This window comes from Allomuricauda sp. CAU 1633 (assembly GCF_017313225.1).
Taxonomy (GTDB): domain Bacteria; phylum Bacteroidota; class Bacteroidia; order Flavobacteriales; family Flavobacteriaceae; genus Flagellimonas.
Genome location: NZ_JAFLNE010000001.1, coordinates 485,445 through 499,435, shown reverse-complemented (window position 1 = coordinate 499,435; position 13,991 = coordinate 485,445). Strand labels below are relative to the sequence as shown.

13 protein-coding genes are annotated in these 13,991 nt (G+C 42.8%); 9 read left to right on the top strand and 4 right to left on the bottom strand.

Annotated elements, in window-relative coordinates; genetic code table 11:
- Positions 1-33 precede the first annotated feature (33 nt).
- Positions 34-723, bottom strand: a complete 690-nt coding sequence (locus J0X14_RS02180; RefSeq protein WP_207096114.1) for a hypothetical protein — start codon at positions 721-723, stop codon at positions 34-36.
- Between the two features lie 160 nt (positions 724-883).
- On the opposite strand from J0X14_RS02180, the gene J0X14_RS02175 reads away from it, so the two are divergent.
- The 7 genes from J0X14_RS02175 (at position 884) to arfB (ending at position 7,951) form a co-directional block, all read left to right on the top strand.
- Positions 884-1,528, top strand: coding sequence for a thymidine kinase (locus tag J0X14_RS02175; RefSeq protein WP_207096113.1), 645 nt, complete (start codon positions 884-886; stop codon positions 1,526-1,528).
- Positions 1,521-2,630 carry an alanine racemase gene (gene alr, locus J0X14_RS02170; protein ID WP_207096112.1) on the top strand — a complete coding sequence of 370 codons (1,110 nt, stop codon included), beginning with the start codon at positions 1,521-1,523 and terminating at the stop codon, positions 2,628-2,630. Before J0X14_RS02175 ends, alr begins: the two co-directional genes overlap by 8 nt.
- Before the next feature lie 76 nt (positions 2,631-2,706).
- The gene (mscL, locus tag J0X14_RS02165; protein ID WP_207096111.1) at positions 2,707-3,114 is read left to right on the top strand and encodes a large-conductance mechanosensitive channel protein MscL; all 408 of its coding nucleotides are present in this window, start codon (positions 2,707-2,709) and stop codon (positions 3,112-3,114) included.
- A 190-nt stretch (positions 3,115-3,304) separates the two neighbouring features.
- Entirely contained in the window at positions 3,305-4,318 is a 1,014-nt protein-coding gene (locus tag J0X14_RS02160) for an aspartate-semialdehyde dehydrogenase (protein WP_207096110.1), read from the top strand.
- A 75-nt stretch (positions 4,319-4,393) separates the two neighbouring features.
- The gene (locus J0X14_RS02155; protein ID WP_207096109.1) at positions 4,394-6,547 is read left to right on the top strand and encodes a prolyl oligopeptidase family serine peptidase; all 2,154 of its coding nucleotides are present in this window, start codon (positions 4,394-4,396) and stop codon (positions 6,545-6,547) included.
- 26 nt (positions 6,548-6,573) lie between these two features.
- The gene (locus tag J0X14_RS02150) at positions 6,574-7,569 is read left to right on the top strand and encodes a sulfate/molybdate ABC transporter ATP-binding protein (protein ID WP_207096108.1); all 996 of its coding nucleotides are present in this window, start codon (positions 6,574-6,576) and stop codon (positions 7,567-7,569) included.
- The gene (arfB, locus tag J0X14_RS02145) at positions 7,547-7,951 is read left to right on the top strand and encodes an alternative ribosome rescue aminoacyl-tRNA hydrolase ArfB (protein WP_207096107.1); all 405 of its coding nucleotides are present in this window, start codon (positions 7,547-7,549) and stop codon (positions 7,949-7,951) included. The genes J0X14_RS02150 and arfB overlap by 23 nt, the downstream gene beginning before the upstream one ends.
- Before the next feature lie 3 nt (positions 7,952-7,954).
- On the opposite strand, the gene J0X14_RS02140 is transcribed toward arfB, so the two are convergent.
- The 3 genes from J0X14_RS02140 to J0X14_RS02130 are packed head-to-tail and all read right to left on the bottom strand — an operon-like array spanning position 7,955 to position 11,132.
- A complete protein-coding gene (locus tag J0X14_RS02140) occupies positions 7,955-8,404 on the bottom strand; it encodes a 3-oxoacyl-ACP synthase (protein ID WP_207096106.1) in 450 nt (149 codons plus the stop codon).
- A gap of 11 nt (positions 8,405-8,415) precedes the next feature.
- Complete coding sequence (locus J0X14_RS02135) at positions 8,416-9,768, bottom strand: sensor histidine kinase (protein WP_207096105.1); 1,353 nt, start codon at positions 9,766-9,768, stop codon at positions 8,416-8,418.
- Positions 9,768-11,132: a sigma-54-dependent transcriptional regulator gene (locus J0X14_RS02130; RefSeq protein WP_207096104.1), complete on the bottom strand. Its 1,365-nt coding sequence runs from the start codon at positions 11,130-11,132 to the stop codon at positions 9,768-9,770. Before J0X14_RS02130 ends, J0X14_RS02135 begins: the two co-directional genes overlap by 1 nt.
- Positions 11,133-11,333: 201 nt before the next feature.
- Here J0X14_RS02130 and J0X14_RS02125 point away from each other — a divergent pair, with 201 nt between their 5' ends.
- Both J0X14_RS02125 and J0X14_RS02120 read left to right on the top strand, forming a co-directional pair.
- On the top strand, positions 11,334-12,674 hold the full coding sequence (locus J0X14_RS02125) for a TolC family protein (protein WP_207096103.1): 1,341 nt from the start codon (positions 11,334-11,336) through the stop codon (positions 12,672-12,674).
- A gap of 8 nt (positions 12,675-12,682) precedes the next feature.
- Positions 12,683-13,933 carry an efflux RND transporter periplasmic adaptor subunit gene (locus tag J0X14_RS02120; RefSeq protein ID WP_207096102.1) on the top strand — a complete coding sequence of 417 codons (1,251 nt, stop codon included), beginning with the start codon at positions 12,683-12,685 and terminating at the stop codon, positions 13,931-13,933.
- Positions 13,934-13,991: the final 58 nt, after the last annotated feature.

Genomic DNA, 13,991 nt, shown 5'->3' with positions numbered 1-13,991 from the left:
TTCCGTCTAAAAAGTGATTGGAATCTTGGTGATTTAAGCGAATCGACGCTCTATCAGCGCCATCAAACGATTTTCGTAATCCTCCTTGCCTTCCCAATTGTCGTACTCAGGTTTTACCATGTTAGTGATAAAGGCAATCGAACGTTCCTCAGTTTCAATAGTATTCAACTGGGACAATACCCGAGTATAATCCTCCATACTGTCATTGAACAAGTGTTTTACAAAGGCTAGTTTGTCGTTGAGCCCAATCTGGAGGTCTTTGACAAACCTATCATTTAAGGATTTTGACTTGCTTTTCTGTTCTGGTTTTTCAACTTTTTCGGCTACTCCCACATTTTCCTTATCATTTTTCATAAGATCTGGTTTGGCCACAAACTCGGCAAAAACCTGTTCCAGTGCCGTTTCTGTGGGCATTTCAGAAACCATGTCCTTGATGGTCTCCATACCTGGGGTCATAATATCTTCTTCGTGTGGATTGCTTTCGGGTACGGAAATATTCCCACTTAATACGGCATTGGCGACTTTCTCAAAACGTGAAGCGATTACATTTTTGGAAACATCGACCTCAACATCACTCAATTTTTCATCAATGAACTTGAGTACCGCCAATTTCTCATAGATTTTGCGTGCCTTATCATACAACTCCGCCAAATCCTGATCTTCCCTTGCAGTGATGATCTCGGTGGAGAGCTTTATCAATTCTTCCCGTAACTTCCGTATCATAGCTAATCTTCTTTATTATAAAAATATAATGATTTTGTGCTTTTCCCTGCGAACAAAAGGTTAAATTTTAACCCAAATGCCGTAGGTGCATTTTTTTAGTAGCTTTGTGTTTCGTTTTCTAAACAACGAAAAATCACTCAATTTCTTTCAAAAATACGGTATGTTTCTCGAAAACACGGTCAACCCTAAAGAGCAGTTCGGATGGATAGAAGTTATCTGCGGCTCCATGTTTTCTGGAAAGACCGAAGAGCTCATCCGAAGACTGAAACGCGCCCAATTTGCCAAGCAAAAGGTGGAAATATTCAAACCTATTGTAGATACCCGCTATCATGAAGACATGGTGGTTTCGCATGATGCCAATGAAATTCGTTCCACTCCTGTGCCTGCGGCTGCAAATATTCGCTTGTTGGCCGATGACTGTGATGTGGTCGGTATTGATGAAGCCCAATTCTTTGATGATGAAATTGTTACCGTTTGCAATGACTTGGCCAATCGTGGCGTGCGCGTGGTTGTCGCTGGTTTGGACATGGATTTTAAAGGCAACCCTTTTGGTCCTATGCCCGCTCTTATGGCAACAGCGGAATATGTAACCAAGGTGCATGCTGTGTGTACTCGAACCGGAAATTTGGCCAACTACAGTTTTCGAAAATCCAGTAACGACAAGCTTGTCCTTTTGGGCGAAACAGAAGAATATGAACCTTTGAGCCGGGCCGCTTTCTATAAGGCCATGCTACGTGAAAAGGTGAGGCAAATAGATGTGGAGGCCGAAGAAGTGGATGCTAAAAAGAAGAACGCCAATGAATAAGATTGGGGAAACCACTTTGCAAATAGATCTGGGGGCCCTAGAACACAATTACAGGTACTTGCGCTCCAAAATAGCCCCAACAACCAAATTCTTGGCCGTGGTAAAAGCTTTTGCGTACGGCAGCGATATGGTGGCAATCGCCCAAAAAATGGAAAAATTGGGAGCTGATTACTTGGCAGTAGCCTATGCCAAAGAAGGGGCATTGCTTCGCGATGCAGGGATTAAAACCCCCATTTTGGTGTTGCACCCGTTACCCGCTAATTTTGATGAGATCATAGATCGATGCTTGGAGCCTAGCTTATATTCCCGGAAGATTCTCGTTGAGTTTTTGGAGGTTGCGAAAGCAAAAAATCAGAAAGCCTATCCAATACATATCAAGTTTAATACGGGCCTGAACCGTTTGGGTTTTAATGAGGCTGATGTAGATTTTGTTGCGGAACAGTTGAAGGACAATCAGGAGATAAAAGTAGCTTCCCTATTTTCCCATTTGGCCGCTTCGGAAGATTTGGATGAGAAACCTTTTAGCTTGGGTCAAATTGAATCCTTCAAAAAAAATAGTACCACTCTCTCTCAAAAATTGGGGTACGCCCCTATTCGGCACATGCTGAACACATCAGGCATTCTTAACTATCCCGAAGCGCAATTTGAAATGGTTCGAAGTGGCATAGGGCTCTATGGTTATGGCAATGACTCTACTATCGATCCCCAACTGAAACCTGTTGCTTCGCTAAAAACAATCATTTCCCAAATCCATCATATTGATGCCAACGAAACAGTGGGATATAACAGAGCTTTTACGTCAGACAGTCCAAGAAAAACAGCAACTCTGCCCTTGGGTCATGCCGATGGTATTGGACGGCAATATGGAAACGGAAAAGCCAGTGTGCTTATCCATGGTAAAAAAGCACCCATCATTGGGAATGTTTGTATGGATATGATCATGGTGGATGTATCTGGAATAGATTGCCAAGAAGGCGATGAAGCCCTGGTGTTTGGACAAGATAAATCTGCAGAAAACTTTGCAGCGGGTGCCAAAACCATTTCGTATGAAATCTTAACAGCCATCTCGCAACGGGTGAAAAGGGAGATCATAGAGGGCTGAATTTTAGCTTTTTTCTCCAAACTAATCCCAATTTTGAGTATTTTGTTTCCATATTAACCAAAAACCTTAACTATACATGGGATTTGTAAAAGAATTTAAGGACTTTGCCATGAAAGGAAACCTGGTGGATATTGCCGTAGGTTTCGTCATGGGTGCCGCTTTCAACAAAGTGGTTTCCTCATTTACCGGGGGAATTGTGTCTCCGTTGATTGGACTGTTGTTCAAATCAGATTTCAACGATTTGAAATATGTAATAACCGAAGGAACCGTGAACGATGCAGGAGAAACCGTTGGGGAAATTGCCGTACTCTACGGAGCATTCCTGACCAACGTCATCGACTTCTTAATTGTGGCTTTCGTGATGTTCATGATTGTTAAAGCCGTGAACCGCATGAAGAAAAAAGAAGAACCTGCTCCAGAACCACCAAAAGGTCCTACACAGGAAGAGCTTTTGGCCGAAATTCGGGATTTGTTGAAGAAATAAACGTAGGTGCTGAATGAATTTCAGCATACCGCTACACCACTAATAATCCTTTAAAAACCATCAATGTGTTTCGCTAACATGTTGATGGTTGTTTTATTTGTAACATTTTGTTAAATATTGATTATGAAGGAAGATTATTCTTGTTTAGTTCACTTGCTAGCGTACCTTTGTCCCAAGAAATTTTAAAACGATGAAAGTAGCAGTTGTTGGTGCCACCGGAATGGTAGGCGAGGTCATGTTGAATGTATTGGAAGAACGCAACTTCCCCATTACCGAATTGTTGTTGGTTGCCTCGGAACGCTCTGTGGGCAAAAAACTTACTTATAAAAATCAAGAATATACCGTAATCGGTTTGGAAGATGCCGTTGCAGCGCAGCCTGATATTGCCATCTTTTCCGCTGGTGGCGACACCTCCTTGGAGTGGGCGCCCAGATTTGCCGAAGTGGGCACCACAGTTATTGATAACTCCTCCGCTTGGCGTATGGACCCGACCAAAAAATTGGTGGTTCCTGAAATCAATGCCAGCGAATTGACTGCTGAGGATAAAATCATAGCCAACCCCAACTGCTCTACCATTCAATTGGTGATGGCGTTGAACCCTTTGCACAAAAAATATCAAATGAGACGGGTGATTGTTTCTACCTATCAGTCTGTTTCTGGTACTGGTGTAAAGGCTGTGGAGCAAATGGAAAATGAGGCTGCTGGAATTCAGGGTGAAATGGCCTATCCATATCCCATAAACCGAAATGCATTGCCGCATTGCGATGTATTCTTGGAAAATGGCTATACCAAGGAAGAAATGAAACTGGCCCGTGAGCCCCAAAAAATATTGGACGACCGTACCTTTTCCGTTACAGCCACCGCAGTTCGTATTCCAACTGCTGGGGGACATTCAGAATCCGTAAATGTGGAATTCCACAACGATTTTGATTTGGCCGACGTACGAAAATTGCTTAGTGAAACACCAGGCGTAGTAGTTCAGGATAATCCTGAAACCAATACCTACCCCATGCCTATCTACGCCAATGGTAAGGATGAGGTTTTTGTGGGGCGTATTCGAAGAGATGAGACCAATCCCAACACTTTAAATATGTGGATTGTGGCCGATAATCTTCGAAAAGGGGCTGCGACCAATGCGGTTCAAATTGCGGAGTATTTGGTCGAGAACAATCTGGTGCCTAACGCTTCCGAAGCTATTTCATAAAATACGTTAAAGCTTTTTCGGCTTATCGCCATTGTCAGTTTTTATGGTACTTTTATCGGAATCAATCTGATAAAAATGAGAACCGCATGCCTGTTGACTGCTGTAGTCTTATTTGCTGCATGTCAAAACACTCCAAAAGGAGAACCTATTACCGTGAGTTACCCCACTACCAAAAAAGTTGACACTGTAGACACTTATTTTGGAACAGAAGTTCCCGACCCGTATCGTTGGCTTGAAGATGACCGAAGTGCTGAAACCGAAGCATGGGTCAAGCAACAAAATGCGGCCACTTTTGGCTACTTGGATAAAATTCCCTTCCGCGAAGACCTAAAAAATCGACTTGAAAAATTGTGGAACTACGAGAAAGTAGGCTCGCCGTTCAAGGAGGGTGATTACACCTATTTTTACAAGAACAACGGGCTGCAGAATCAATATGTGGTGTACCGAAAGAAGGAGAATGGCGAAGCGGAAGTGTTCTTGGACCCCAACACTTTTTCCGAAGATGGTACCACATCTTTAATGAGCCTCAGTTTCACCAAAGACGGCTCTAAAGCGGGCTATCTCATTTCCGAAGGCGGCAGTGATTGGCGAAAGGCCATCGTTCTGGACGCTGAAACCCGGGAAATTGTTGAAGATACCTTGGTGGACATCAAGTTCAGTGGTATTTCGTGGAAGGGAAATGACGGTTTTTTTTATTCCAGCTATGACAAGCCGGAAGGAAGTGAGCTATCGGCCAAAACGGACCAACACAAATTGTACTACCATAAATTGGGCACGCCACAATCCGAAGATACCGTTATTTTTGGAGGCACACCAGAACAAAAGCACCGCTATGTTTGGGGCTCGGTTTCAGAAGATGAAAAATACCTGTTCATTACAGCATCCATATCCACTTCGGGCAACAAGTTGTTCATGATGGACTTAACCCAGGAAAATCCAGAACTGGTCACCATTTTAGATGATACGGATTCTGACACCAATGTCATCGATACCGAAGGGACCAAACTGTTTTTGGTCACCGACCGCAACGCACCCAACAAAAAGGTAGTGGTGGTTGATGCTTCCAACCCAACCCCGGACAACTGGAAAGACCTCATTCCCGAAACGGAAAATGTACTTACCATTGGAACTGGTGGCGGTAATTTGTTTGCCGAATATATGGTAGATGCCATCTCTAAAGTGCTTCAATATGACTATGAAGGTAATCTGGTTCGCGAAGTAAAATTACCCGGTGTGGGAAGCGCTAGTGGTTTTGGTGGTAAAAAGAAAGAAAAGGAATTTTACTTCTCCTTCACCAATTATAACACGCCCGGTTCCTTGTATAAGTACCATGTGGAAACGGGTGACTACGAACAGTATTGGAAGCCCCAAATCGATTTTAATCCAGAGGATTACGAATCCAAACAGGTGTTCTACACCTCAAAAGACAGTACCAAGGTTCCCATGATCATTACGTATAAAAAAGGACTGGAACTCAATGGCAAAAACCCTACGATTTTATACGGGTATGGCGGCTTCAACATCAATTTGACACCATCGTTCAGTATTGTCAATGCCGTTTGGATGGAGCAGGGTGGCGTGTACGCAGTCCCCAATCTTAGAGGTGGTGGTGAATACGGTAAAAAATGGCACTTGGCCGGGACAAAACTTCAAAAGCAGAATGTTTTTGATGATTTTATCGCTGCAGCAGAATATTTGATTGACAATAACTATACATCCAAGCAATATTTAGCGATTCGTGGAGGATCCAATGGTGGGCTTTTGGTGGGTGCCACCATGACCCAGCGCCCCGATTTAATGCAAGTCGCGTTGCCTGCAGTTGGGGTTATGGATATGCTTCGCTATCATACGTTTACGGCTGGAGCTGGTTGGGCCTATGACTATGGCACCTCGGAGGACGACTCAGAAATGTTCAATTATCTCAAAGGATATTCCCCGGTGCACAATGTTAAGGAGGGAACTGAGTACCCCGCCACTTTGGTGACCACGGGCGACCATGATGATCGTGTAGTTCCGGCGCATAGTTTTAAGTTTGCTGCGGAACTTCAGGAAAAGCAGGCAGGTGCTAGCCCTACATTGATTCGGATAGAAACCAATGCGGGTCACGGTGCAGGTACTCCCGTTACTAAGACCATTGAGCAATATGCTGACATTTTTGGGTTTACGTTGTACAACATGGGGTACGATGCATTGCCGAATCAAGCAGTGCTCAAAGAATTTAAGGATTAATAGAATTCAGGGAATTCTCTATTTATATGCTCAAAGTTCACTTTCCATCATTTCAGTATAAATCCAGGCCCATTTTAGAGGATATTTCCTTTGAAGTGGCTCCCGGAGAACACGTGGCCTTAATGGGCGAGAGCGGCTCAGGAAAAAGTACGCTCCTTAAAATCATTTATGGGATTTTGCATGTGGAAGAGGGTGCAATTTTTTGGGGTGAAAAAGAGGCACTGGGACCTAACTTCAATTTAGTTCCGGGAGAACCTTACATGAAGTATCTTTCCCAAGATTTTGATTTGATGCCCTTTACCACCGTTGAAGAAAACATTGGGCAGCACTTATCGGTTTTTGAGCGAGAAACCCATCAAGAACGAATTGCTGAACTTTTAACCCTGATCGAGTTGGAGGACTATGCCAAAACCAAGGTAAAAAACCTCAGCGGTGGACAACAACAACGGGTAGCTTTGGCACGGGTCTTGGCGCAAGAACCCGAAGTGCTTTTGTTGGATGAGCCTTTTGGGCACATTGACAATTTCAAAAGGAATTCTCTCAGAAAAAACTTGTTTGTCCATTTAAAGGAAAAAGGGGTTACGGTGCTCACCGCCAGTCATGACCCCAGTGATGTACTACCCTACGCACAACGAACTTTGATTTTGCAAAAAGGCCAAATCATAGCGAATCAAAAAACCAAAAAACTGTACAACAATCCACCCAACCATTATACAGCTAGCTTGTTTGGCGAAGTGAGCCAAGTCCCCATTAAATTATTGAAGTCCTACTCTCAAATCGATAAGTCCGTGTTGGTGTATCCCCATGAATTTAAGCTCTCCCGAAGTTCTGGCATGAAAGTAGAGCTAACCCATTCCTTTTTTAAGGGAAGCCATTATCTCAATATAGGAAAGGCCGAAGACAGCACGCTATTGTACTTCAATACCACAAAAAAGCAGAAGTTGGACAATACCATTTTCCTTAATGTATCTTTGAAGACCATCAATAGGCGCCTCAAAGGTGAAAAAGCAACAAGTCCATAGCGAATTAAAATTTAAGGCCGTTCGAAGCAGTGGTGCCGGAGGGCAACATGTGAACAAGGTCTCCTCTAAAGTGGAACTGTCTTTTGATGTGCCGGCTTCCGAAGGACTTTCCGATGTGGAAAAAGAACGCCTTCTCCAAAAACTAAAGCCCCGACTTACCAATGACGGTGTTTTGATTTTGCAATGCGACGAGGCACGGAGTCAACACAAAAACAAAGACTTGGTCATCAAACGGTTTTTTGAGGTAATGAAAAAGGCCCTTGCTGTTCCCAAAAAACGAAAGCCCACGAAGCCTACCAGATCTTCCATTGAAAAACGACTGAAAACCAAAAAGAAGGCTGCTGAAAAAAAGGCGAGCCGTAAGCCGCCGGATGTTGGCTAAATTTCAAACCACCTCCAAAACGGAATGGGTAGCCCCATTAAAAACAAAATTCTCACCCGTCTCTTTCCCCGCCAACAATTTTGCAATGGGCGATTCCATGGAAATGCAGTAAATAGGTTTTCCCTCCAACGTGAACGCTCCGCAGGAAACACTGATAAAGTAATTGGCTAAGCTGGTGCTCACCATACTTCCCAAACCTATTTTAGTGGACTTTTTTGTGATGTCGATTTTTTTGAGAATTCCTTTTACCCGATCCAGTTCTTGGACTTGTTGGGCCAATTTTTCCTGTTCTAACTGCACCATGGCCCTGCCTGTTTCGTGCTTGTCGCCAGCAGTGCTCTTGGTTTCGGAATCCAATGATTCTTGAAGCGAAGCTCCAGTATTCTGCAACCGTTCTGTTCTTTGGTTCACGTAATCCCAGCAAAATTCTAGTAGCTGTTTCTTCTTTTCCATCAGCGTAAAAATTAAGCGAAAGTAAGCCGAAAAACGGTTTCTTGGTTGGGAACTGAATGTACTTGGATACCTCCTCCGTGCAATTGCATCACCCGCTTGGAAAGACTAAGCCCAATTCCGGTGCCTTCGCTTTTGGTGGTGAAAAAGGGCACAAAAATTTCATCAATCATATCAGCTGGAATTCCTGGCCCATTATCTCGAATTTCAATATATTTTTTGCCATTGTTTTCAATTCCGGCAACCATAAGAACCCTTCCTTTTTCTACAGCGTTGACAGCTTGAAGTGCATTTTTGCCCAAATTAATAAGCACTTGGCTAATGAGTTTTTCATCAACGAACAGTTCCAAATCCTCGGGATGGGATTGCACCTGAAATTCAGTTTGTCCATCATGTAATCGGGCGGACATTAAAACCTCAATTTTGCCCAAAAGTTCTTTTGCGCGTACGATGGTTTTATTCGGTTCTGGCACATGCAAAAGACTTCGGTAGGATTGTACAAAATCCATGAGGTCACCACCTTGTTCCTTGATGACTTCCAATCCTTTGAGCGTGTTTTTAATTTGACTTTCCTCCAATTCTTCAAGTGGAACAATCTTGCCGTTGTTCCTATAATATTTGATAATGGAATCTGAAATGGAAGCAATAGGGGTTATAGTGTTCATGATTTCATGGGTCAAAACCCGAATCAGCCGTACCCACGATTCCGTTTCTTTCTCATCCAACTCTTTGTGGATATCCTGCACCACCACCAATAAAAGTGACTTCCCATCCAAAGTCAAGGGTGTGGATTTGATGGCCAATTGGGTTTGTTCCCGTTCATTGGATAGCTGAATTAGTTTTCGTTCAAAAGGTTCAAACGATTCAAAAATTTTATAGAGATTCCCATCAACTTGATTGAGCTGTTTAATATGGTTCAATGGGCTGTGGTCCAACAATTTTTCCAAGGTAGGGTTGGAAAAGAGAATGTGGCCCTTTTCATTATAGGTCATTATGCCGATACTGGCCTGCTTTAAAATTTCCTGATAATATTGCTCTCTAATCTGTAATTGCAAATGCACTTCTTGGATAAGCCCATTCACCCGATTTAGACTTTGATTCAACTCTTTGAATGATTTTATGGAAACCCGTTCCGGAAACCGTAAGGTGAAATCCTCATTTCTAATGGCATCAAAAAAGTACGCTATCTTCCGATTCGTCCTATTTATGAATACAATAAGGGAATACACTTGCGCCACCAAGGCTATCATTGAAAAGAACAAGCTCAAATACCATTTGTAGGCCACTGAAAAACCCAATAACATAGCCGTAAGCGTAATTAAAAGTACCCTGATAAGAAGCTGAATATAGAAATGTCGACTGGCCATTATTCGTTCTTTTTCTTCAACTTATTGTAGAGGGTCTGTCTGGAGATTCCCAACTGGTCGGCAGCGGCACTGTAATTTCCATCATGTTGGTCCAAGGCCCGGGAAATCATTTGCTGTTCCATCTCGTTCAGGGTCATGGGTTCATGGTCAAAAGATTGCATAGGCTTGGCATGCAATAAAAAATCCGATGGTTTTAGCACATTTCCATCAGAAAGGATTACTGCCCGCTCCATGGTATGCTGAAGTTCCCGCACATTGCCCGGCCACGCATATTCCATTAACTTTTCTTGGGCGAGATTGTTGATGCGAAGGCCATGTTTATCATATTTATGGGCAAATCGTTTCAAGAAAAAATCGGCAAGCACCAAAATGTCATCATCGCGCTCCCTCAAAGGGGGCACCTCTATATTGATAGTATTGATACGATATAACAAATCTTCGCGGAACAATCCATCCACCACCATTTGTTCCAAATTGCAGTTGGTGGCACAAATCAATCGAATATCTACATGGATAGGTTTGTTGGATCCAACCCGGACCACTGATCTATTTTGAATGCAGGAAAGCAACTTGGCTTGCATCTGCAGGGACAGATTTCCAATTTCATCCAAGAACAAAGTGCCTTGATGGGCCGCTTCAAACTTCCCGGCACGATCTTCCTTGGCATCAGTAAAAGAGCCCTTTACATGTCCAAACAATTCACTTTCGAATAGATTTTCAGCAATGGAACCCATATCCACATTAATAAAGACCTCATTTTTACGGGAAGACAACCGGTGGAGTTCCCGGGCAATAAGTTCCTTCCCTGTGCCATTTTCGCCCGTGATCAACACATTGACATCGGTCTTGGCCACCTTGCCCGCCAAATTCAGTACCGAGGTCAAGGCTTTGGATTGGCCAATGATAAAGTTCTTGTCCTCATTGATGACCTGTTTAAGATTGCTCTCTTTCTTTTTAAGGTTATGGATTTCCAGTTTGGACTTTCTCAGCTCATAAGCTGATCGAACCGTAGTCATTAACCGTTCATTGTTCCAAGGTTTAAGCACAAAATCCGTAGCGCCTTTCTTTAGGGCAGTCACGGCTAAATCCACCGCGCCGTAAGCGGTCATCATGATCACAGAGGTGTGGGGCGATTTTTTTTTGATTTCATTCAGCCAGAACAAGCCTTCGTTACCGGTGTTCACCCCAGCGGAAAAATTCATATCCAACAATACAATATCAATCTCCTGCATATTGGGAAAAGAGGAAATCTGATTAGGGTTGAACAAGGTCTGAACACTTTTATATTCAAACTGCAGCAAAATCTCCAAAGCGCTCAACACACTTTTATTGTCATCAATGACTAAAATTTTGGCATCTATCATGACTTTTGGCTCAAAAAGGAAGCTAAATCTACAAATTGGATGTATACAACTCGATAAAGTGTAAAATAATTGGACGTTTTTTGTATAAATATTTTACACCTTCATTCTCTGTATATCACCAAATCAATAGTAACTTACTGAATATCATAAAATTATGTTTTTGGCACAAGAATAGCCCCTGTTTTGGCACAGGAAAATACTATGAACCTTAAAACATACATTTTTAGCACGCTATTTTTTATCGCTATCCAGGCATTTTCGCAAGAGACTTGGACGTTGGATGAGTGTGTAGCCTATGCTATAGAACACAACCTTCAGGTAAAGAATACCACGTACAACAAAGATTCCAGTAAGGAAAGCTATCGACAGTCGGTTCGTGATTTATTGCCCTCAGTTAATGGGTATACAGATTACCGGATTCGATATGGTAGATCGGCGGACCCCAATACCAACGATTATGTCAATACTGAGTTCTTTAGTAACAACTATTCCCTGAATGCCAATCTGGATTTGTTCCGGGGCTTTCAAAAATTAAATTCGATAAAGGCTTCAAAATTTATCTATAAAGCTACCCAAGAGGATATCCTTCAAGAAAAGTTTTTGTTGGCTTTTCGGGTAATGCGTGCCTTCTATGACATTAAGTTTTACGAAGGCTTGGTTGCCAATTCCTTAGAACAGCAAGAAATCTCCCAAGCCAATTACGATTTGGTGAACAAACAAGTGGAACTGGGCCTAATGGCCGGAGCCGATTTATATGAGGCTGAATCCAATCTTTTGGGTGACAAACTTTTGGTGACGCAAAATCAAAACCTTCTCGCTGACGCTAAACTGATTCTCCTTCAAGAGATGAACCTTACCAAAGTAACCGATATTACTCTTCAGGAAAGTTTAGAGCCCGTTTCCAATGAAACAACCGAAAAAGTATCTGTAGATTCCCTCTACAATTCAGCCAGAGGATTTGTGCCTTTGGTAAAATCACAAGAATACCGGGTAAATGCGGCAAAAAAACAAATGCAGGCCACCCGCGGTGGATTGTTCCCTTCATTGGCTTTGGTAGCTGGGTACGGAACGAGTTATTTTGAGACCAATACAGACGACGATGGTAACATCATCCCGTTTAGGACACAGTTCAAGGACAATACCTCAAAGTTTGTTGGGGCTGAGTTGAGCATTCCCATCAGCAATGGATGGGCCAACCATTCTCGGGTAAAACAACAAAAGATTGCCTACCTCCAAGCCAAGAACAATTTAGAAATCCAAGAACAGGAGCTTTTCCAACTATTACAGCAATTGGTCCAGACCCATCAGGCTTTGCTGGTGGAACTGGATCAAAGCAATAAACGGGTACAAGCTCAAGAACTGGCCTTTGCCATCGCGCAAAAACGCTATGAAAAAGGACTTATAAATGCTTTGGATCTTTTTCAAGCAAAAAACTTATTTGGAGTGGCACAAAATGAAAACTTGCAGGTAGGCCTTCGGTTGAAGGTGAACAAGAGCACTATAGATTTTTACAGCGGCCTACCTATTTTTAATATCAACTAAAGAATACCATGGATATACAACTAGAGAAAAAGAAAGGACTTAAAGCAAAGCATTACGGTTATATAGCTTTGGGCATATTACTGCTATTTGTGGGGTGGAAACTCCTTTTTGCCAGTTCGGTATCTACGTATAGAACGGAGAAAGAGCGGCTTTCAATTTCTGAAGTAAGTGCTGGCAAGTTTGATGATTATATCACCATCAACGGAACTGTGGCGCCTATTGCCACCATTTATATGGATGCGTACGAAGGTGGTCGCGTTTCCGAAAAATTGATCGAGGAAGGTTCCATGGTGAAGAAGGGTGATATCATCCTGAAATTGGAGAACATGATGCTCTATGAACAGATTTTAGCAAGTGAAAGCAACTTGGCCCTTAAGCAGAACGACCTCCGATCTACCAAACTCACTTTTGATTCCAGGCAGGTCGAAGGCAGAAGAAACCTCGCCACTGCTGAGTACGATTTGCAGCGATTGAAACGAAACTATGAACAGAACCAAGAGTTGTATGAAGACGAATTGATTTCCAAAGAAACCTATCTGCTTTCCAAAGAAAACTATGAGCTGGCCAAGAAACAACATGAAATTGTAAAACTACAGACCGAGCAGGATGATGAGTTGCGGGAAACTTCCTTGTCCGGACTCGATACTGATCTGGACCGTATGCAAAAGACCCTTTCTATGGTTTATGAGCGATTGGACCACCTAAATGTAAGGGCCCCTGCTGATGGACAGTTGGGATTCTTGGATGCTGAAATAGGACAAAGTATTTCACAAGGAGAGCGTATTGGGCAAATCAATGTGCTTACCGATTTTAAAATTGAGGCCGAAATTGATGAACACTACATTGATCGTGTCAAACGTGACCTTTCTGCCATCTTGGAACGAAACGAGAAAGAGTACAACCTGCGGTTGCGAAAAGTATACCCCGAAGTACGAAATGGTCGCTTTAAAGTAGATTTGGTTTTTACCGATGAAAAGCCAGAGACCATACGGGCGGGGCAGAGTTATAGCATACGACTACAATTGGGTGAGTCCAGCGATGCCATGTTGTTGCCCAAAGGAGGCTTTTTCCAAAGCACCGGTGGACAATGGGTTTTTGTAGTGAACCCAAATGGGGACGAGGCTCTAAAACGAAACGTACGCTTGGGCAAACAGAATTCAAGATACTATGAGGTGCTTGAAGGACTTCAGCCTGGCGAGCAGGTCATCACAAGCAACTATGACAGCTTTGGCACTGCAGAACGAATTGTGTTAAAATAAAAGAGAAACGTAACAGTAAAGGAATTTATCAAGTCTATATACTAACAGCTAAAACAAC